Annotated in this window: 20 protein-coding genes; 8 read left to right on the top strand and 12 right to left on the bottom strand. The window is 58.3% G+C overall.

Going from position 1 to position 18,813, the window contains the following annotated elements; translation table 11 throughout:
* Window positions 1–455 precede the first annotated feature (455 nt).
* The 3 genes from ACZ1HA_RS02310 to ACZ1HA_RS02300 all read right to left on the bottom strand — a co-directional run bounded on the left by ACZ1HA_RS02310 (window position 456) and on the right by ACZ1HA_RS02300 (window position 2,399).
* Window positions 456–1,175: a hypothetical protein gene (locus ACZ1HA_RS02310; protein WP_472712706.1), complete on the bottom strand. Its 720-nt coding sequence runs from the start codon at window positions 1,173–1,175 to the stop codon at window positions 456–458.
* Window positions 1,176–1,429: 254 nt separating this feature from the next.
* Window positions 1,430–2,062: a cysteine hydrolase family protein gene (locus ACZ1HA_RS02305; RefSeq protein ID WP_472712705.1), complete on the bottom strand. Its 633-nt coding sequence runs from the start codon at window positions 2,060–2,062 to the stop codon at window positions 1,430–1,432.
* Between the two features lie 4 nt (window positions 2,063–2,066).
* Complete coding sequence (locus ACZ1HA_RS02300; protein ID WP_472712704.1) at window positions 2,067–2,399, bottom strand: DMT family transporter; 333 nt, start codon at window positions 2,397–2,399, stop codon at window positions 2,067–2,069.
* Between the two features lie 485 nt (window positions 2,400–2,884).
* On the opposite strand from ACZ1HA_RS02300, the gene ACZ1HA_RS02295 reads away from it, so the two are divergent.
* Window positions 2,885–3,655, top strand: a complete 771-nt coding sequence (locus tag ACZ1HA_RS02295) for a hypothetical protein (RefSeq protein ID WP_472712703.1) — start codon at window positions 2,885–2,887, stop codon at window positions 3,653–3,655.
* Between the two features lie 46 nt (window positions 3,656–3,701).
* Window positions 3,702–4,124, top strand: coding sequence for a hypothetical protein (locus ACZ1HA_RS02290; RefSeq protein WP_472712702.1), 423 nt, complete (start codon window positions 3,702–3,704; stop codon window positions 4,122–4,124).
* Window positions 4,125–4,287: 163 nt separating this feature from the next.
* Here the strand turns inward: ACZ1HA_RS02290 and ACZ1HA_RS02285 are convergent, their stop codons facing one another.
* Both ACZ1HA_RS02285 and ACZ1HA_RS02280 read right to left on the bottom strand, forming a co-directional pair.
* Complete coding sequence (locus ACZ1HA_RS02285) at window positions 4,288–4,677, bottom strand: GFA family protein (RefSeq protein WP_375228517.1); 390 nt, start codon at window positions 4,675–4,677, stop codon at window positions 4,288–4,290.
* Between the two features lie 384 nt (window positions 4,678–5,061).
* The gene (locus tag ACZ1HA_RS02280) at window positions 5,062–5,958 is read right to left on the bottom strand and encodes a LysR family transcriptional regulator (protein ID WP_472712701.1); all 897 of its coding nucleotides are present in this window, start codon (window positions 5,956–5,958) and stop codon (window positions 5,062–5,064) included.
* Window positions 5,959–6,095: 137 nt separating this feature from the next.
* On the opposite strand from ACZ1HA_RS02280, the gene ACZ1HA_RS02275 reads away from it, so the two are divergent.
* From ACZ1HA_RS02275 to ACZ1HA_RS02250, 6 genes are all read left to right on the top strand, one after another.
* Window positions 6,096–6,572, top strand: coding sequence for a nuclear transport factor 2 family protein (locus tag ACZ1HA_RS02275; protein WP_375228519.1), 477 nt, complete (start codon window positions 6,096–6,098; stop codon window positions 6,570–6,572).
* 24 nt (window positions 6,573–6,596) lie between these two features.
* The gene (locus ACZ1HA_RS02270) at window positions 6,597–7,223 is read left to right on the top strand and encodes a glutathione S-transferase family protein (protein WP_472712700.1); all 627 of its coding nucleotides are present in this window, start codon (window positions 6,597–6,599) and stop codon (window positions 7,221–7,223) included.
* Window positions 7,224–7,292: 69 nt separating this feature from the next.
* Complete coding sequence (locus ACZ1HA_RS02265) at window positions 7,293–8,930, top strand: FAD-binding oxidoreductase (RefSeq protein WP_472712699.1); 1,638 nt, start codon at window positions 7,293–7,295, stop codon at window positions 8,928–8,930.
* Window positions 8,931–9,122: 192 nt separating this feature from the next.
* The gene (locus ACZ1HA_RS02260) at window positions 9,123–9,308 is read left to right on the top strand and encodes a hypothetical protein (RefSeq protein WP_472712698.1); all 186 of its coding nucleotides are present in this window, start codon (window positions 9,123–9,125) and stop codon (window positions 9,306–9,308) included.
* Between the two features lie 233 nt (window positions 9,309–9,541).
* Window positions 9,542–10,438, top strand: a complete 897-nt coding sequence (locus tag ACZ1HA_RS02255; protein WP_472712697.1) for an alpha/beta fold hydrolase — start codon at window positions 9,542–9,544, stop codon at window positions 10,436–10,438.
* A 283-nt stretch (window positions 10,439–10,721) separates the two neighbouring features.
* Window positions 10,722–11,501 carry an MOSC domain-containing protein gene (locus tag ACZ1HA_RS02250; RefSeq protein WP_472712696.1) on the top strand — a complete coding sequence of 260 codons (780 nt, stop codon included), beginning with the start codon at window positions 10,722–10,724 and terminating at the stop codon, window positions 11,499–11,501.
* 55 nt (window positions 11,502–11,556) lie between these two features.
* Here the strand turns inward: ACZ1HA_RS02250 and ACZ1HA_RS02245 are convergent, their stop codons facing one another.
* From ACZ1HA_RS02245 to ACZ1HA_RS02215, 7 genes are all read right to left on the bottom strand, one after another.
* A complete protein-coding gene (locus ACZ1HA_RS02245; RefSeq protein WP_472715268.1) occupies window positions 11,557–12,411 on the bottom strand; it encodes an aldo/keto reductase in 855 nt (284 codons plus the stop codon).
* A gap of 182 nt (window positions 12,412–12,593) precedes the next feature.
* Complete coding sequence (locus ACZ1HA_RS02240; protein WP_472712695.1) at window positions 12,594–13,373, bottom strand: SDR family NAD(P)-dependent oxidoreductase; 780 nt, start codon at window positions 13,371–13,373, stop codon at window positions 12,594–12,596.
* Window positions 13,374–13,485: 112 nt separating this feature from the next.
* Complete coding sequence (locus ACZ1HA_RS02235; protein ID WP_472712694.1) at window positions 13,486–14,157, bottom strand: SDR family NAD(P)-dependent oxidoreductase; 672 nt, start codon at window positions 14,155–14,157, stop codon at window positions 13,486–13,488.
* Between the two features lie 395 nt (window positions 14,158–14,552).
* Window positions 14,553–15,854, bottom strand: a complete 1,302-nt coding sequence (gene glnT, locus ACZ1HA_RS02230) for a type III glutamate--ammonia ligase (protein WP_472712693.1) — start codon at window positions 15,852–15,854, stop codon at window positions 14,553–14,555.
* Window positions 15,854–17,185: an FMN-binding glutamate synthase family protein gene (locus tag ACZ1HA_RS02225; RefSeq protein WP_472712692.1), complete on the bottom strand. Its 1,332-nt coding sequence runs from the start codon at window positions 17,183–17,185 to the stop codon at window positions 15,854–15,856. Before ACZ1HA_RS02225 ends, glnT begins: the two co-directional genes overlap by 1 nt.
* Complete coding sequence (locus tag ACZ1HA_RS02220; protein WP_472712691.1) at window positions 17,185–17,868, bottom strand: GltB/FmdC/FwdC-like GXGXG domain-containing protein; 684 nt, start codon at window positions 17,866–17,868, stop codon at window positions 17,185–17,187. The genes ACZ1HA_RS02225 and ACZ1HA_RS02220 overlap by 1 nt, the downstream gene beginning before the upstream one ends.
* A complete protein-coding gene (locus ACZ1HA_RS02215) occupies window positions 17,868–18,746 on the bottom strand; it encodes a class II glutamine amidotransferase (RefSeq protein WP_472712690.1) in 879 nt (292 codons plus the stop codon). Before ACZ1HA_RS02215 ends, ACZ1HA_RS02220 begins: the two co-directional genes overlap by 1 nt.
* Between the last annotated feature and the right edge of the window lie 67 nt (window positions 18,747–18,813).

Here is an 18,813-nt window from a genome sequence, read left to right as displayed (position 1 = left end):
GGACCTGAAAAGAGAAACATTCAAGGACTGCGCAGCACCGCAGCGTCCACCTTCGGGTTCTTCGAACGATGCCTGCGAAAAGGGAGGCTCGCCCCCGAAAAATCCTCGGCTGACGAATGACCGCTCCTGGGAGTTTCGCGATGGTGCCGTTCTGTCTGTGCCGCACCTGCGACCGTTTTCTGCGTCAGCAATGGCCGCAGTTGCGCAAGTCCGCTCTGCCCGCAATCCGCCCTTAGCCCGTCATCAACATTTCCACAGAGCACGCCGCGTTGCTGAGACCAAACCCGCGCATCGACACCGTGCGCGCCTGAGTGACCCCGACACCGAAACCGGCAAAAGGATTAAGGTCTCTCCCCGGAGCCGCAGACGGCCCGAGCCGGGAACTGGCGGGTTCTGGGTCAGGCTCGGTGTTGCAGGCGCGGTAACCGGGCTGGGGCCGAGGTCATTTTTCCGGGCTACCGGTATTCCGCCGTTTCGGGTCCCTGGCCAAACCCGGACCGGTATGAAAGGACAGTCCCGAACGTCAGCAGACTGTAGCCCATCAGTTCTATGCCCTCCTGCAGCGCGGCTTTGATCTCCCAGGAGTAGTTCTCCGCCATGACAGCCCGCCAGAGATCGCCCGAACCGTATATCCGGCTGAAGATCAGCAGGACGACGAAACCGACCAGAATATAGGCACCCTCCCGGGTGCCCGCGTGACGCAGGAACGGCGCTCTGAGGGTTTGTCTGTGCCGGACGGCAAAAGCGAAACCAAGGCAAAGAACGAAACCGACCGGCACCGCCCAGAAGCCATGCCGGATATCATCAAAGTGAGCATCGTTTTCGCGCAGGAACATGCAAAAGCAGAGCGTCGCAGCACACATCAGATAGCCTCTCGCTGTCGGTATCTTTCGCGCACCGACAAAGAAAAGCGCCGCGGTCGAGAAGATAAGCAGCGCCTGTGTCCATTCGGTCAGGCTGGTTTCAGAGATCTGACCGAACAGAATCGTCGCATCCAGAAATATCAGGAATGGCACCAGGACCGACATCAGAACAAGCGCGATGGTCTCACCCCAAAAGCGGCCCATGCTGAAGGTATGATGACCGACCGGCAGTGAGCCTGCGAAGCGCTCAGTGGTACCGAATTCGGATTGAGAATCCTGTTTGATGATCTTGCTCGCTCTGGGGCCGGTCACAATTACAAACTCCGGCTCTTGAATTTTAATGCCGGAATTTCCCAAGCGGCCGGGTTTTTGTCAAGACTGTGCACACCTGCGTTTGATCAAAACGGCATCAGCACATCTGCAGCTGTCAGTGAATGCTGCGACCAGTGACCCGGGGAAACCCCCTTGTCTTTCGTCCCGATGAACGGCGCTCTGATGGTACATTCCGGCACGCTGCATGACGCCCATTTAAGGCGTCAGCGCCCCCGGTGACCCCGCAACTTAAGCTACAGCGCCGCGCCACGCCCGGAAAGCGCCCTGATCACAGTCTCCCGGGTCTGAACTGCGCCTGTCTGCAGATATTCCATCGCTCTGAGCGCCGCATCATGTGCTTCGACAGACGAGCCACCCACGCAGTCTTCCACCACACGGCAGAAGTAATCTGACTGATGGCCATCGACAAAAGTGTAATGCACACAGACGTCGGTCAGCCCGCCGCAAAGGATCAGCGTGTCGACCCTCAGACCGCGCAGCAGGATCTCGAAATCCGTGCCAAAGAACGCGGAGTAACGCCGCTTCGGGATCACATAATCCCCTTTGCGAAAGTTCATCTCTTCTTTTGCAACTTCGGTGCGTGGATCCCCGTCGAGGCAATGCACGTCCTCATCTCCATCCAGCTCGCGCCCGAAGTCGATGAGATCAGGGCGGTGAACCTCCTGAATAAAAATCACGGGCACATCGTTGTCATGCGCGGCGTCAACCAGATCACGCGCCGCAATCATCCGATCCCGGTAGCCGGGCATGTTGGCAATTGACCGCACTGCGCTGCCGTCGATGAAAGTGCTTTTCTGAATGTCGATCACGATCAGAGCCGGCCGCCCCTCGATCAGAGTCCGTGCACGTTTTTCCCTCGTGGTCATTCTGTCAGTCTCCGTATTTCCAGTGGGCATCTGAACCAAGAAGCAGCATCCCGGCAATCAGAAGGATCAGACCTGCGATACCGGTCAGGCTCAGGGTCTGGTTGAAAATCACAAGACCCGCGAGCACGGAACCGACAGATCCGATGCCGGTCCAGATCGGATAGGCGATCCCCACTGGCAGTTTTGTCATGGCTGCGTAAAGTGCCATCAGGCTCGCGGCCATCGCAACCGTCGTCAGCACCAGAAGCCCCCAGGAGAAACTGATCCCGAGCTTTTTCAGCCCGGTCGCCCATGCGACTTCCAGCCCGCCAGCGATTGTGAGAAATATCCAAGCCATTCTGACCTCCATTCACGCAGGTCGTCCTGACAAAAGCCCCTTCTGCGGCCGGGTCGTCCCGGCGGGCCATAAGGCGGGAATTACCCGCCTCAGATCATCGCGTCAAGATAGCAGACCGGTTTTGCCGCTTTCCTCTGGTCACGCTTTCCCCCGATTACCACAGGTCCCCGCTGCGTCCGTTTTGGCCGGCACCCAAAGGCAGAAATGGCCGGAAAAGGTGTTTGATTGTGTCACAATGTCCGCTCTGAGCCTATAGTCACCGATGCTGCGGTCGGCCCGAACGTCTGCTCTTGGCCGCGTTGCCTCAAGTGTTTTTAAGCGCATTAATTTTGGGCGCTTCCAACTGCGTCTCCAAACGAGACACTGATGATGTCGCACAAGGGGCCGTCTTCGATAATATCTCAGCCACTACCAAAAAACGAAACGTGAGCGTTGCCAGGAACCGTATCTTGTGTACACTTTGCCCAAAGTTTTTGGAGACTAAAATGCGGCTGATACTCACCGCAATACTGGCTTTGGGCATTTCGATACCGGCAAAGGCTGATATTATTTCTGATGCCTGGGGAATAATGACTGACCCATTAAAAATCAGGGCAGGCTCCGAAAACATATTGCGTGCAGTGCGCGAAGCTCGAGATGCAATAGTTGCACTGGACAAAGTTCGGGCTAACCTGGACAAACAAATCGTCCGGTATCTTCAAGACATTGACCAGAAGATTGATCGAGTAGATTCAGCAACCGAAGCTAGAATCGATCAAATTGCAGATGAAGTCAAAGAAATTGAAGAACGAATTGTGGCCGATATATTAGGGATCATACATGAGGCTGAATGTGTTGGAATAAGACTAACAGATGAAGCAATTCGGCAAGCGTTGCGAGACGCATTGCCAGTCTGGCTCGAGGGCGACACAAGTGTCATACAAATGCCGTTCGGTGTCCAACAGGCCTACACCTTCTTTGGACTTATCCCCTGGGGCGAGGAACCTCTTACTGTGAAAATCGATCTGAACGCAGGACTTAGTCCGTATGATATCTTCAAGAGCATTGAGGATGGGTACTTGGAAAGTCTGTCCAACGCGGGGGATTCCGATGATGCCTATAAAATTATTGTAGCGTACGGCGAGCTGGCACGGTTAGCCAGGAAATATGCCTGCTTCTACAAAAACCAGAGTCTTGAAGAGCGTTTGATCCGTCGATTCAACAAATACAACGCTATTGTTTATGCTTGGGAAAATGCGGTTCGCGTGGAGGGTTAGTTAAATTATGCGACATTTGAAGACGGTAGCCGCAGCACTTGTTCCGATGTTGGTGATTGGCAGTCAGGCACAAGCTGACTGCACCAGCGTTGTCGAGTGTGCCAACGAAATCATGGAAGAGAATGTGGCCCTTCGTGCGCTCATTGAAACAAGAGTGCCCCAGGGCGCGATCATGGCTTTCAATTTGAGTGAGTGCCCCGCCGGCTGGTCACGCTTCAATTCAGCGAATGGGCGTTTTCTTTTGGGGGTTATTGATCCCGATCGATTGGGCTCGACAGGGGGGCGTTCTGATATCCCCAATCAGGGAAGTCATGAGCATCCTGTTGAAAGAGGACGCGCACCTGGAGGTGGAAGGTTTGGGAATGATAATGCCGATGACCATTGGCACACAGGACCGGCGGGAAACCACAACCACGGGGGCAGCAATATGCCGCCCTTTTTAGAAATCTTGTTTTGCGTGCGCGATTAGGTCGCCTAACAACTAAATATTAGAGTCCAAGCATCGCTTTGGCGCCAAAGCGGACGTCCATTGCAGCCGTTCCAACGGCAGCTTTGTCCACACACCTGACATACCCGAACGCAGATCATCACAGGCAAAATTAATTCTGACAGGGTATCGGCCAGCCGGTGCATTACTCTTTGATGACTGACGCCTGATCCCAGACCTGCGCTGCGTCCGCGCATATGGACTTTTCCGGCCTGTATCTGCGGGGGTCGTCGAGTGAAGACGCATGCACATAAATCCGGTCGCTCATCCGCTCGCTGTTCCGCGTCAGCTGTGAGCCGCATTCCGGGCAGAAACCGCTGAAAGTCGAACCGCCCGACCCTCCTTTCATTTCGTAGGTTTTGCAGGTCTCGCTGATCCTGAAATCCGAACGTGAAAGAGGTATCATTTCCGAATGGCCCGAACCGGTAAGCTGCTGGCAATCCCGGCAATGACAGCGGAACATCGGAGCGCCAAGCAGTCTTCCCTCAAAGCGCACCAGTCCACATTTGCATCCGCCCGCCAACTGCCTGGTCATCTGTCATCCTCCCGGTCAGCAGGCTACGACAGAAGTCCCCCGATGTCAGCTTGCCGTTCAATGCAGCCCTTAACCCCGCATCAACCTTTGCACAGCGCACGCTCTGTTACTGCACCAGAACCCGCGCAACACCGCCGTTCGCACCGACGTTATACCGACGCAACACCGACGTTTTACCGACATCGGATCTGCCCTGTTTTGCTGGCAAAAGGGCCAAAGTCTCTACCCGGGGCCCCGGGACCGTCCGCACCGTTGCGCGGGCGGTGGGTTAACTTTCTGACCTGCCCGCCGGATCACAGAAAGCGCCCCTAGAAAACCCACCCGGCTGAGCCGGTGCTATCAGTACGCCCGACCAGAACAAACCGCCAGCAGTGTCCCGGTCTGTTACTTCAGACTGGGCACCTGCCGAAGTCTCTCACGGGCCAGGTCCAGAAAGCTTCTGACTTTTACTGACACCCGCCTTCCCTCGTAGTGGATAAGATGGATCGGCAGATGTTCCGGTTCATAGTCTTCCAGAACGGTCTGCAGCTGCCCGGATTCGAGGTCCGGGCCCACCTGATAGGAAAGTGCCCGCGTGAGGCCCCAGCCGGAGCGTGCCAGAGACACTGCGGCCGCAACGCTCGTGACAGACAATTGGGGGGACAGCTTGACAGCATGGTTCTGTTTCTGACCGAACCGCCATTCGTTGGTTGACGTTACTGTCGTTGCCGCGACCAGACGGTGACGGGCAAGATCCTCCGGCGTCTGCGGGACACCATGTTTCTCGAAATAGGATGGCGCGCCGCACACCACGCGGCGGACCTGACCCACTTTGACGGCCATCAGGCCGGCGGATGTCAGCGGACCAATCCGGACGCCGATATCGAGGCCTTCCTCAGCCAGGTTCACGACCCGGTCCACCATCAGAATGCTCCCCGTAACTTCCGGATGGATGTAAAGGAATTCTGCAAGAATTGGTGCGACGTGAATGCGCCCGAATTCAACCGGCGAGGTCAGGCGCAGCATTCCCTTCGGCTTGCCGACAGCACCCGAGACGCCATCGTTTGCAGTCTCCAGATCTGCCAGTATGGCGCGGACATCGTCCAGATAGGTCCGCCCCACATCTGTCAGACGCACAACACGTGTGGTCCGGCTGAAAAGGCGCGCACCGATCCGTTCCTCAAGTTCGTTGATCCCGCGCGTGGCGGAGGGCGCACTCATCCCGAGGGTCCGTGCGCCCCCGGCAAAGCTCTCCGCCTCGGCTACCGCGACGAACACCTCCAATGCCTGCAGCCTGTCCATCGCTGCCTCCCATAATTCCGTTTTGTGAAATAATCCCTTTCCAGGTTACAGTATTATTATCTGATCACAACTCGAATAGTTTGCTTCCAGTAGCTGGCAGGCACCACCGCCCGAAGCAGATTTGACAGGACTGATCCATGACCACAGAAGCTCCCCGTCACCCGTTGCCGCCCTTTACCGCAGAGACCGCCCGCGAGAAGGTTCGTCTTGCCGAAGATGGCTGGAACTCCCGCGATGCCGCAAAGGTGGCGCTGGCCTATACGCCGGACAGCAAGTGGCGCAACCGGGCCGAGTTCCCGCAGGGGCGGGAGGAAATTGAAGCTTTCCTGACCCGCAAGTGGAACAAAGAACTGAACTACCGCCTGATCAAGGAACTCTGGGCACACAGCGGCAACCGCATCGCCGTGCGCTATGCCTATGAATACCATGATGACAGCGGCAACTGGTTCCGCGCCTACGGCAATGAGAACTGGGAATTCGACGAAAACGGCTACATGGCGCATCGCCACGCGAGCATCAACGAAACTCACATCCGCGAAGAAGACCGCCGGTTTCACTGGCCGCTGGGGCGCCGCCCTGACGATCATCCCGGCCTCAGCGACTTCGGCTTTTAACCTCACTCAGAACTGGACTGACGTATGACCTCCCCTATCAAACTCTACCGCACCCCCAAATCCGGCCACTGCCACCGTGCAGAGCTCATGCTGGCGCTTCTGGAACTGCCGTATGAAGCCGTCGATCTGGATATGGCCAACGGCGCACACAAAGCGCCGGAATTTCTCCGGATCAGCCCCTTTGGCCTTGTTCCGGCGATCGATGACAGCGGATATACACTGGCGGACAGCAACGCTATCCTGACGTATCTGGCGCAGACCTATGCAGCTGGTTCGAACTGGATACCGGCGGATCCGAAGGAAGCAGCCGAAGTACAGCGCTGGCTGACAATCGCCGCCGATAACATCTATTCGGGCCCCTGCGCCGCCCGCCTGGTCAAGCTGTTTGGCACATCGCACGATCATGCCGCAGCTGTTGCAAAGGCACACGACCTATTCCGGCTGATGGACGCACACCTGGAAGGCCGTGAGTGGCTCGCCACGGACAACATCACCATCGCCGATGTGGCCGGATACAGCTATATCGCGCACGCCCCCGAAGGCGGCGTCGATCTTGCCCCCTACTCCAACATCCGCGCATGGCTGGAGCGCATCGAGGCCCAGCCGGGTTTCGTTGGCATGGTGAAATCACCCATTCCTGAACTGGCCTGAGCCCGTCACGCATGCCGGGATCTCTCCCCACCCGGCATGCACCCACCCTTTCCCGGCAAGGAACGCATCATGTCAAAGATGGACCACATAAATCCGTTTCACGAAGGTGAACTGAAGGCACAGGCCCGTGCAGGCGTCGGTGATGTCGCAAAATGGGCGGGTGGCTTCATCCGTGATTACCTGCCCGAGCAACACCGTGACTTTCACACCAACCTGCCCTTCCTCGTGGTTTCAGGAGCTGATGCCGAAGGACAGACATGGATCACGCTGGCCGAAGGTCCCGACGGCTTCGCCAGTTCACCCGATCCGCGCCGGCTCACACTTGATCTTGACCCAGACCCGACAGACCCCCTGGCCGGTGCCTTTGCTGCAGGAACGGACATCGGCGTGCTCGGCATTGAGCTCGCCACCCGACGCCGCAACAGATTCAGCGGGCACATTCATGCGACCGGCGACGGCTACCAGATCGACATCCGCCAGACATTTGGCAACTGCCCGCAATATATCCACGAGCGTGCCTGGACGCGTGCGCCGAAAACGGCGACGCCAACAGCACACCGCGGCAAGGCACTGACACCCGCTCAGACCGCACAGATCAGTTCTGCAGACACGCTGTTCATCGGATCTGGTCATCAGGGCAGGCCCGGTGCTGCATCGAACGGATTTGACGCGAGCCATCGCGGCGGCGCGCCGGGCTTTGCGCATGTGGCAGACCCCACCCATCTGCAGATCCCGGACTATGCCGGAAACAACTTTTTCAACACCATTGGCAATCTGATGTCCAATCCCCGGGTCGGCCTGTTGTTTGTGGATTTCGCAACAGGCGGGCTCTTGCACATTACCGGCCGGGCCAGCATTGACTGGGAGCCGAAGGGTGCGCACGACCCCGATGCCTGGCGCATGATCAACGTCGAAATTGACGGCGTTCTGGAACGCCCCGGCGCCGTCGGGTTGCGGTGGGCCAGGCAGGATCATCTCAGCCGCAAACTCAGGGTCGCAAAGCGCGTCGACGAAAGTGACCGCATCACTTCCTTCTATCTGGCGCCATTCGATGGCAGTGGGACCGACCCCTTTGAGGCGGGCCAGCACCTGCCTGTCGAAGTTCAGATTCCCGGCCAGAAAGGCGTATCAAAGCGCAGCTATTCCCTGTCCGGCGCGCCGGACGACCGCTCGCATTACCGTCTGAGCATCAAACGCGAAGACAAGGGTCTGGTGTCACGTTTCTTTCATGATGAGCTGACCACCGGCAGCGTGATCGAAGCGCGCAAACCGTCGGGTGATTTTGTCATACCCTGCAGTAACTGTCCTCTGGTTCTGGTCAGCGCAGGCGTAGGGCTTACACCGATGGTTTCAGCGCTGCATGCGAACGCGGATCAGGCGGACCGCGATGTCTGGTATGTTCATGGCGCGCGCAACAGTACGGATCATGCGCTTGCAGATGAGGTCCGAACACTGGTCAGAAACAACGACCGGCTGCACAGCCGGGTTTACTACAGCCGACCGCATCCTGAGGATACGCCCGGACAGGACTTTGACGTCGAGGGGCGCATTTCAGCGGCGGATCTGACAACTCTCGGAGCCGGACCGGATGCGCGATACATGCTCTGCGGGCCCGCCGCCTTCCTTGCTGACATCCGCAACGGCCTCGAAGACGCCGGTGTACCGGCTGACCACATTCACTTTGAAACCTTCGGGCCTGTGGGGTGATAATATGGGTGGACTGGGCGATGTCATCCTCTGGGAAATACACGAGGCCTGTGCCGCCCGGTTCGCCGGCGGAGACCTCGCACCGGGCGAGGCAGCTTTGGGCTCTCCTGCTCAAACTCTGCCAGACGGCTGGCCGGAAACCGTGATCAAAGCGGATGTTCGAGCCCTGCCTCGCAGTCCGGAAACCGGTAGATGGCGGGCATGAAGATGCACCAGAAGCAATCTGAGAAACCAAGCGGGCCTGCTGAAAACGCTGAGAACCGCGAACCGGCCATTGCCACAGGTGGGGAAAGCCCCCGTATGATGGATCGCTCTGACCTTTTCGAGCACCACAACTGGATAAACGAAGCCTGCGGGGATGACCTTTGGGAACTGTAAATCATTCCAGATCAGAACCTTAGCGGGAAATTCTCTCAAATACTGTATCCGGCCCTCACCACGAGGCGCCGGATTTACGCGCGCTTTCATTGCAGGCTCCCCAGCTTTTATTATTTCAATTTTCAAACTATTATATTGTCAAATTTCCATATTAATGTTTTATACCAAAACAATAATTCTTCTTGTGACACGAAGCGCTCCCATGCCCCGGCGCGCAACCCAAGGAGAAAAACATGTCCAGAACACTTCGCACCACCGTTGCTGCAGCTCTCACAACGGCAATAATGACGTTGCCGGCCCATGCCGGAGACGTCTCATACGGATATGAGACGGTTGATGGCGTCGAAATCTTTTACCGGGAGGCCGGAGACCCTGCCAATCCGGCAATCGTGCTGCTGCACGGCTTCCCCAGCTCATCACACCAGTACCGCCAGCTTCTGGATGACCTGTCCGATGAATACTACCTGATCGCGCCGGACTACCCCGGCTTTGGCGCCAGCGGTTTTCCGTCATCTGAAGAATACGAATACACCTTCGACAACATTGCAGACACCGTTGAGGGCTTTCTGGAACAGAAAGGCGTCAATCAGTTCTCGATGTATATCCAGGACTATGGCGCGCCTGTCGGGTTCCGGCTTGCGACGGCCAATCCCGAAAAAATCGATGGCCTGATCATCCAGAACGGTAATGCCTATGACGAAGGTATCAACCGCGAGGTATGGGCCCCCATCCTGCACCTTTGGGAAAACGGACGCGACGCCGAACTTGAGCAAACCCTGATCGACAATGTGTTCAGCGTTGGCGGGCTGCGCTGGCAATACACGCACGGCACCCGGAACCCCGACGGGATCAACCCGGACAACTGGCTGCTGGATCATCAGGCGATGAGCCGCCCTGGCATGCATGATGTTCAGATCAGCCTGTTTTACGACTACCGCACCAATGTGGCCAAATACGCGGAATGGCAGGCCTACATGCGCACTCACCAGCCCCCGCACTGGTGGTCTGGGCAAAGAATGATGCCTACTTCCCCGTGCCCGGTGCCGAAGGCTATCTGCGTGATCTCGAGGACGTCGACTACAACATTCTCGACACCGGTCACTTTGCTCTTGAAGAAGACGGCGATCTGATCGTCAGCCACATCCGGCGCTTTATGTCGGAACGTTTCTGAACCCATCGGCGGGGCCCTGCGCCCCGCCGGTACACTCTGTCGTCAGGCACAGCGCTAAAGCCTGTGATTTGGCAGACGGAGGTTCTATACCTGACACGAACGGTTTCACGGGCTGCATTCCGCAGACCCCGAACGACCTGAAAACGTTCCGGCGCACAGGCCGGATAACCTCCATACCCCATCCGGGATGCAGACCCACGTTGCACCCAGTAGCCCTTATGAATGACCGGACACCGCCAATCATGACCAATATCTCTATCGCCCGTCTGAACCGTTTTCCCGTTAAGGGCCTGAGCGCTGACCCATTGAATGCCCTGACCCTGACAGCCGGCGAAGGCGTGCCCGGCGATCGTTTATTTGGGTTTGCCCGCTACAATTCCGGTTTTGACCCTGAACGCCCGGAACCGCTGCCCAAAGAGCGTTTTGTCGTTCTGGTGAAAGAGGCGGCCCTCGCCGGTCTCAACACTTCATTTGATGACGCAACGCACATGCTCCGCATTGAGGCCGGTGAAGCAGTTCATACGTTTGACATGCGCAACGACGAGGCCCGGGTCCGCGCAGGCGTGTTTCTGCACGAGGTCCTCGGGTTGACTGATCCGGAACCACCCGTCTTCGTATCCTCAGCGCCGCATCGCTTTACAGATGTGTCCGTGGTCTCACCTCAGATGATGAATGCCATTTCCGTTGTGAACCACAGCTCGCTCCGGGATTTCGGTGCCCGCATCGGCGCGGACGTACAGGCCGCCCGCTTCCGCGCGAATATCGAGATCGACGGGTTACCGCCTTTTTCCGAACTGGGCAGCGTCGGACAGACCCTCGCCTTCGGGGACGTACGGCTGCGCATCCTGTCGAGAACGAAACGATGTGCCGCGACAGAGGTTAATCCGGAAACCGCTGAACGCGACCTGAAGGTCCCCTATCTGTTGCGCAAAGAGCTTGGGCACATGGACATGGGTGTCTATGTTGAAGTCACCGCAGGCGGGCGTCTCGAAGTTGGTCAGACCGGTCGGATCGGGGAATAGTTCCGCAGCCGGGCCTCGGCATTTTTGTGAACGGCCTGCCAGCAGCAGTCAGGCACTAACCCGATTGAGGCACAGGTGCTGTTTCCGCAATCAGACCCTTTGCTTTCAGCGCGGCCCAGAACGCATCCGGTATCGGTGTCGCAAACCAGTCTAGAATCTGTGTGAACTCTTCTTTGCTCCGCGGGCCGGGTATGACGGACGACACAATGTCATGACCGAGCGGGAACTGCAGCGCGGCGGCCGGTAACGGGATCGAAAATGCGTCTGCCTCTGCGCTGAGCGCGCGCGCCTTTTCCACTACGTCGGCCGGTGCCTGCGCATAATTCCACATGTCGCGGCCAACGAGGATGCCTGAGTTGAAGGGGCCTCCGCAGATAATCGAGGTCCCTGCCGCGGCACAGGCAGGGAACAGAGCATCGAGAGGCGTTTGCTCAAGCAGAGTGCAGCGACCCGCCAGCAGAAATACATCCCAGTCACCAATCCCCAGCGCATCCATGCAAACCTGGTTCTCATTCACACCGAGACCGATCGCGCTCACGCTTCCGGATCTGCGCAATTCGTCCATGGCGCGATATCCACCCGTCGCCAGATCGCGGAAGTGGCCATCGTTGGCATCACCATGCTGGAAGGCGCCGATGTCATGCGCCAGCAGAATGTCGATACGGTCAACGCCCAGCCGCTGCAGATTGTCCTCAAACGCGCGCATCACACCGTCATAACTGTAGTCATAGACGACATTGAACGGCAACGGGTTGATCATGCCAAAGTCCATGGGATTTTCGACCGCGCCGGGGCGCAGCAGCCGCCCGACCTTGTCAGACAGGACATAGTCCGTGCCGCGTAGCATATCGCCGATCACACGTTCGGAGCGGCCAAAACCGTACCAGGGGGCTGTATCAAAATAGGTGATGCCCGCATCTTTTGCCGCACCGATCAGGGCGGCCGCCTGCCCATAGTCCAGATCGACGAAATTCCCCCCAGTGGCGCGCCACCAAGTCCAAGCTCATCAACCCGTAAACCTGTCCGTCCAACCTGTCGCTTTTTCATATCTTTCATTCTGTCCTACTGGAATCATACCGGGCACGCGGTCCGTCAGGGCATCAGCTGCCCGCCATTCACTTCAATGGTCTGCCCGATAATATAGCCCGCGAGCGTATCTGAGGCGAGAAACAGATAGGCCCCCACACAGTCGGACGCGACACCAAGCCTGCCCTGCGGCACCGTGGCCAGCATCGCATCCAGCTGTTCTTTGGTGGAATACCGCTCGTGAAACGGCGTGGAGATCACCCCCGGCGAGACCGCATTTACGCGGATGCCGTACCCGATCCATTCCTTTGCCATGCCCCGCGTGACGTTCGACACAAAGGATTTGGAAGATCCGTAAAGGCCCGCGCCATTGCCGGCACCATTGCGTGCGGCGATCGAGGTTGTGTTGATCACGAAACCGCCGTCCTTTTTCAGATGCGGCAATGCTGCTTTTGACGCCACAAGGATCGAACGGGCGTTCAGATCCATGACCTCATCATAGTCTTTGTCGCCCACGTCTTCGTAGGAAATGCGGCGTACCATGCCCCCGGCGTTGTTGATCAGCCCGCGCAGTCCGCCCAGACGCCCGGCCACATCTTCCACAGCGGCCCGGAGCTCTTCTGCGTCTGACGCGTCCGCGCGTGCAAGCTCGACATGCCCGCCGTTTTCCCGGATTTCAGCGGCTAGAATCTCAGCTGCGTCTTTTGAAGAGTTGTAGTGCAGACCGACCCTCGCCCCCTGCGCGGCAAAGGCTCGCGCGAGCTCTGCGCCGATGCCCGTTGAAGCCCCCGTTATGAGAACGCCAGCGCCCTCGAACTCCGGCAACGAAAAATTGGAAAGTGTCATTTGTCTGATCCTTCTGATCGCGGCCTCAGTTCCGAAGCCCGTCTTTTGATGTATCACACCGGACCTGCCGGCAACCTCGACGCGTCAGTCGCGCAGCCCCGGTGGTCTGTGTTCAGATCGATCCGCCTTCGACCATGTAGTTGTTTGCGGAACACATCGCCGCATCATCCGATGCAAGGAAAACGACCATACGCGCCACATAAACCGGATCGATCAGATCCGGCAGGCATTGCCTTGACCGGTGCTTTTCCAGCCCTTCAGGAGTAGCCCAGAGCGTTTTCTGCCGGTCCGTCATGATCCATCCGGGCACGACCGTATTGACGCGGATGCGATGCCGGCCAAGGTCGCGGGCCATCGTGCGCGTCAGCCCGTGAACCGCGGCTTTGGCCGTGGCATAGGCCGGGAAACCACCGCCCGCCTCCCACCAGGAATTTGACCCCATGTTGATAATGGAGCCGCCACCGGCGGCAATCATGTCCGGTGCAACCGACTGAATTGAAAAGAACATGTGCCGCAGATTCGTGTGCATGCGTTCATCCCAGTAGTCCGGTGTCACATCCTGCCAGTCATGCCGGTCGTCGCGCGCGGCATTGTTCACAAGAACATCTGCCGGGCCGACTTTTGATCTGAGCTTTGTCAGGCCGTCGCGCAGCGCATCGATATCCCGCAGGTCACAGATTTCAAAAGCGATGTCCCCTGGTGTGCTGCGCAACAGTTCTGCGCTGGCTGCCGCATCGAGATCGAGAAACCCGACACGGGCGCCCTGTGCCGCAAATGCCGACACGATTTCGGCGCCGATACCGGAAGCCCCCCGGACACAAAAACGGTTTTCCCCGAAAGGCTCGGGTAGGATGCAAAGTCGGAAGTCATGCGGCTCACCTTTTCAAATCATCATTGCGCCCTGTTCGGATCGGTATGCCTTGTCAGACATCTGTGCGTCCCGGCCACCAGCCGACTGACCAGACCCTGGCGCAGCCGATAGGGCAGAATTGCATTCTCCGGCGCTGCAGAATGCACTCGGCTGCACGTGAGCCTCTCCGGCGAAAGAATACCAGAGACTTTATGAGCAGTTCACCCGGAAGTGAAACCGGTATAATCCGAACAGGTCGTTTTCCGGGCTTTCAGAAAACTGTCTCACCGGCCAGGCCGACACATGCGTAGGTTCGAAGGCGCACCCGATCAGCAATCCAGCGTCGTGTCCTGTTCCCATTGCGTCAGGTGCTGGCAGTACTGGTTCCACTCACGCGTCCGGAGTTTGACATATGCGTCCGAAAACTCATCGCCCATGATACCCGCCAGGAGCTTATCCTTCTGGAACGCACGCAGGGCATCCAGCAGGTTCAGCGGCAGTTTCCTGGCACCGCGCACCTTGTGACCCTCTGTGTACATATCAATGTCCAGACGCTTGCCCGGATCAAGCTGCCGTTCAATACCATCCAGCCCTGCCGCCAGAAGTGCGGCCTGAAGCAGGTAAGGGTTTGCAGCACCGTCCGCGAGCCGGAATTCCATCCGGCCTTTGTCCGGGATCCGCACCATATGGGTCCGGTTATTCCCACCATAGGTCACCGACTGCGGCGCCCAGGTGGCACCGGACAGCGTCGCGGGTGCATTGATCCGTTTATAGCTGTTCACGGTCGGGTTGGTGATGGCACACAGGGCCTGACCGTGGGCCATGAGCCCGCCCAGAAAACTGTAGGCAGTATCCGACAGGCCCATTTCATCGTCGCCGTCGAAAACGCAGGTTTTGCCATCCGGTGTCCACAGCGAGTGGTGCACATGGCAGCCGTTGCCGGTCAGGTCAGTGAAGGGCTTGGGCATGAAGGTCGCGCGGAAGCCATGCTTTTCCGCAATTTCTTTGACCATGAACTTGAAAAACGCATGCCTGTCGGCCGTCTGAAGGCAGGGACCAAAGTCCCAGTTGATCTCAAACTGACCATTCGCATCCTCATGGTCGTTCTGGTACGGTCCCCAGCCCAGTTCGATCATCGTAGAACAGATTTCTGCGATCACATCATAGCGACGCATCAGCGCCGACTGGTCATAGCAGGGCTTCTCATGGAAATCGCGCGCGTCGGAAATGCCGGAACCATCCGCGCTGATCAGATGAAACTCCGGCTCCACGCCGGACTGCATCATAAAGCCCATGTCGTTCGCTTTCGCGACGAGTGATTTGAGCACATTGCGCGGCGCCTGCGCGACAGGTTCGCCATCCATCCAAGGATCGCCCGCAACCCACGCAACCTCCGGCTTCCAGGGCAGCTGGATCGCGCTGTCGGCGTCCGGCATGACAAGCATGTCAGGATGTGCCGGTGTCATGTCCAGCCAGGCGGCGAAACCTGCGAAACCTGCTCCACCTTCCTGTGCGCCTGCAATCGCCTCTGCCGGGACGAGTTTCGCGCGCTGCACGCCAAAGAGATCGGTGAAGTTACACAGGAAAAACCGGACACCCTTTTCGGCAGCCCATTCCGCAAGTTCAGTCATCAGAAATCTCCCCTGTTTTGTCCGGGTATCCAGTCAGTCCCTGCCAGAGGCACGCCGGCCATGGCCGCAGCTTCAAGCGTCAGCGCACACAGATCCTCCGGCTCCAGGTTCAGAACATGGCTCTTGCCGTTCGCTCTGGCAATTGTCTGCGCTTCCAGCGCCATAACCTTCAGATAATTCGCCAGCCGCCGCCCTGCCTGTTCGGGATTAAGCCGTGCCGCAAGCTCCGGGTCCTGCGTCGTGATACCGGCCGGATCCTTACCTTCGTGCCAGTCGTCAAAGGCACCCGCGGTTGTGCCGAGCTTACGGTATTCCTCCTCCAGCGCCGGGTCATTGTCCCCGATCGCGATAAGAGCCGCAGACCCGATAGAAACCGCGTCCGCGCCTAGCGCCAGAGCCTTCGCGACATCCGCACCGGTTCTGACCCCACCCGAGATGACCAGCTGCACCTCACGGTGCATATCCAGATCCTGAAGCGCCTGAACCGCGGGTCTGATGCACGCAAGCGTCGGCTGCCCTACATGTTCAATGAACACATCCTGCGTCGCCGCTGTGCCACCCTGCATACCGTCCAGAACGACGACATCCGCCCCGGCTTTGACCGCAAGTGTCGTATCGAAATAGGGCCGCGCGCCGCCGATTTTGACAAAAACAGGCACTTTCCAACCGGTGATTTCGCGCAGTTCCATGATCTTGATTTCCAGATCGTCCGGTCCCGTCCAGTCCGGGTGACGGCAGGCGGAGCGCTGGTCGATGCCCTTGGGCAGGTTGCGCATCTCGGCCACGCGGTCCGAAATTTTCTGCCCCAGCAGCATACCGCCACCGCCTGGCTTGGCGCCCTGCCCGACCACGATCTCTATCGCATCCGCCCGACGCAGATCATCGGGGTTCATACCGTATCGCGAAGGCAGATACTGATAGACGAGTTTTTTCGAATGGCCGCGCTCTTCGGCCGTCATCCCGCCGTCGCCCGTAGTCGTTGACGTACCTGCTGCAGAGGCACCGCGCCCAAGCGCTTCTTTTGCCTGCCCCGACAAGGCACCGAAGCTCATGCCGGCAATGGTGATGGGTATGTCCAGTTCGACCGGGTTCTGCGCAAAACGGGTGCCCAGTGTTACGTTCGTTCCACAGGTTTCGCGGTACCCTTCGAGGGGATAACGCGACACGGAAGCGCCCAGAAACAGAAGATCGTCAAAATGCGGCAACCGGCGTTTGGAACCGCCACCGCGAATGTCATAAATGCCCGTCGCCGCAGCCCGGCGGATGTACGATGTTGTGTAGTCGTCAAACGTCCACGGCTTCTGCGGGTGTGTTCGAGGGGTTTCGTCCATCAATAGGCTCCCGCGTTGTCGATATCGAAGTTGTAGAGCTGCCTTGCGGACCCATAGCGCCTAAAATCTGCAGGATCCGCATTGCTTCCCGCCTCTGAAAGTAGAGCCGTCAGTTTTTCCAGGTGCTCGGGGCGCATTTCCTTTTCGATGCAGTCAGCGCCCAGCGATGCAACAGAGCCGCGGACAAAAAGCTGCGCCTCATAGATGCTGTCCCCAAGCGCGTCACCCGCGTCACCACAGACCACCAGCGTTCCGGACTGCGCCATAAATGCGCTCATGTGGCCCACATTTCCGTTCACCACAATATCAATGCCCTTCATGGAAATCCCGCAGCGGCTTGATGCGTTGCCTTTGATGACGAGCAGGCCACCGTGACCGGTCGCACCGGCATACTGGCTTGCGTCGCCTTCGATCACCACCTTGCCGGACATCATGTTCTCGGCAACGCCCGGCCCGGCTGAGCCATTTACATGGATCGTCGCACTTTTGTTCATGCCGCCACAGTAGTAACCGGTTGACCCCTGCACCGTGACTTCGATCGCGGCATCGAGACCACAGGCGATCGCATGAGCACCCACGGGATTCTCGATCGTCCAGCTTGTCTGGTTCGTGTTCTGAGCCTGTGCCTGCAACGCGGCGTTCACCTCGCGCAGGCTTTGCGTTTCCAGATCAAGGTGCTGCATCAGTGGCTCCAGAAGTAGGCGGTTGCGGGTTCAGGTTCCCAGACCTTCGCGTCTGCGATCCCCGGCAGGTTCACCAGAGCGCGGTATTCCGAACCGAAAGCAACATATTCGTCGGTTTCGGCCAGTACGGCCGGCTTGCACGCAATCGGATCGCGCAGCACGCCGAATCCATCCCGTGTGCCGACAACGAATGTATAAAACCCATCGAGATCGGTCAGCCCTGCTTTAAGGGCCTGACCCAGATCGTCGCCTTCCTGCATGCGGTGCGTGAGGTAGGCGGCGGCAACTTCGGTATCGTTCTGCGTCTGAACGCTGACACCCTGGCGCGCGAGCCTGCGACGCAGACGGTTGTGGTTGGAAAGCGACCCGTTGTGCACAAGGCACTGATCTGCCCCAGTGGAAAACGGATGTGCGCCAAGGGTCGTGACAGCACTTTCTGTTGCCATACGGGTGTGGCCAATTCCATGCGTTCCGGCCAGCGCCGGGATCTCAAACCTGTCGGCGACACTCTGAGGCATGCCAACCTCTTTGTAGATTTCAATCGCCGTGCCGCTGGACATGATCCGCAGCCCCGGATGGTCGGACCGGAGACGGGCCAGCGTTGCATCAGCGCGGTCCTGCGGCACCACAATAATGGCATGCGTATCGATGACCTGCACCTCAGTTCCAAGCGCGTCTTCGAGTCCGGGAAAGTCAGTGTCCGGCGCGGCGGACTGGACGGTAATCTTGGCCTTATCCCGGTCATCCGACCGGTAGACCGCAATTCCGGCGCTGTCCGGTCCTCTGTCCGACATTGTCACCAGCATTTCGGCCAGCAGGCGCCCGAGCTGCGGTTCAAGGGCTTTGTTTTTCAGGAACAGTCCGACAATCCCGCACATAGGGCCTCCAAAACACTTTGGCCCTGACATTAACGGGCGCGTACGGAGTGTCCATTCCGTGGCCCTT

It is taken from the genome of Roseobacter sp. S87, from assembly GCF_055693285.1.
The sequence above is the reverse complement of the archived record's forward strand: the minus strand, read 5'-3'. Positions and strand labels throughout refer to the sequence as shown.

Coding starts and splice junctions, on each gene's coding strand:
- ACZ1HA_RS02305 (WP_472712705.1), bottom strand. CDS start 2,062: ATGACCACGAGGGAAAAACGTGCACGGACTCTGATCGAGGGGCGGCCG.
- ACZ1HA_RS02300 (WP_472712704.1), bottom strand. CDS start 2,399: ATGGCTTGGATATTTCTCACAATCGCTGGCGGGCTGGAAGTCGCATGG.
- ACZ1HA_RS02295 (WP_472712703.1), top strand. CDS start 2,885: ATGCGGCTGATACTCACCGCAATACTGGCTTTGGGCATTTCGATACCG.
- ACZ1HA_RS02290 (WP_472712702.1), top strand. CDS start 3,702: ATGTTGGTGATTGGCAGTCAGGCACAAGCTGACTGCACCAGCGTTGTC.
- ACZ1HA_RS02285 (WP_375228517.1), bottom strand. CDS start 4,677: ATGACCAGGCAGTTGGCGGGCGGATGCAAATGTGGACTGGTGCGCTTT.
- ACZ1HA_RS02280 (WP_472712701.1), bottom strand. CDS start 5,958: ATGGACAGGCTGCAGGCATTGGAGGTGTTCGTCGCGGTAGCCGAGGCG.
- ACZ1HA_RS02275 (WP_375228519.1), top strand. CDS start 6,096: ATGACCACAGAAGCTCCCCGTCACCCGTTGCCGCCCTTTACCGCAGAG.
- ACZ1HA_RS02270 (WP_472712700.1), top strand. CDS start 6,597: ATGACCTCCCCTATCAAACTCTACCGCACCCCCAAATCCGGCCACTGC.
- ACZ1HA_RS02265 (WP_472712699.1), top strand. CDS start 7,293: ATGTCAAAGATGGACCACATAAATCCGTTTCACGAAGGTGAACTGAAG.
- ACZ1HA_RS02260 (WP_472712698.1), top strand. CDS start 9,123: ATGGCGGGCATGAAGATGCACCAGAAGCAATCTGAGAAACCAAGCGGG.
- ACZ1HA_RS02255 (WP_472712697.1), top strand. CDS start 9,542: ATGTCCAGAACACTTCGCACCACCGTTGCTGCAGCTCTCACAACGGCA.
- ACZ1HA_RS02250 (WP_472712696.1), top strand. CDS start 10,722: ATGACCAATATCTCTATCGCCCGTCTGAACCGTTTTCCCGTTAAGGGC.
- ACZ1HA_RS02240 (WP_472712695.1), bottom strand. CDS start 13,373: ATGACACTTTCCAATTTTTCGTTGCCGGAGTTCGAGGGCGCTGGCGTT.
- glnT (WP_472712693.1), bottom strand. CDS start 15,854: ATGACTGAACTTGCGGAATGGGCTGCCGAAAAGGGTGTCCGGTTTTTC.
- ACZ1HA_RS02225 (WP_472712692.1), bottom strand. CDS start 17,185: ATGGACGAAACCCCTCGAACACACCCGCAGAAGCCGTGGACGTTTGAC.
- ACZ1HA_RS02220 (WP_472712691.1), bottom strand. CDS start 17,868: ATGCAGCACCTTGATCTGGAAACGCAAAGCCTGCGCGAGGTGAACGCC.
- ACZ1HA_RS02215 (WP_472712690.1), bottom strand. CDS start 18,746: ATGTGCGGGATTGTCGGACTGTTCCTGAAAAACAAAGCCCTTGAACCG.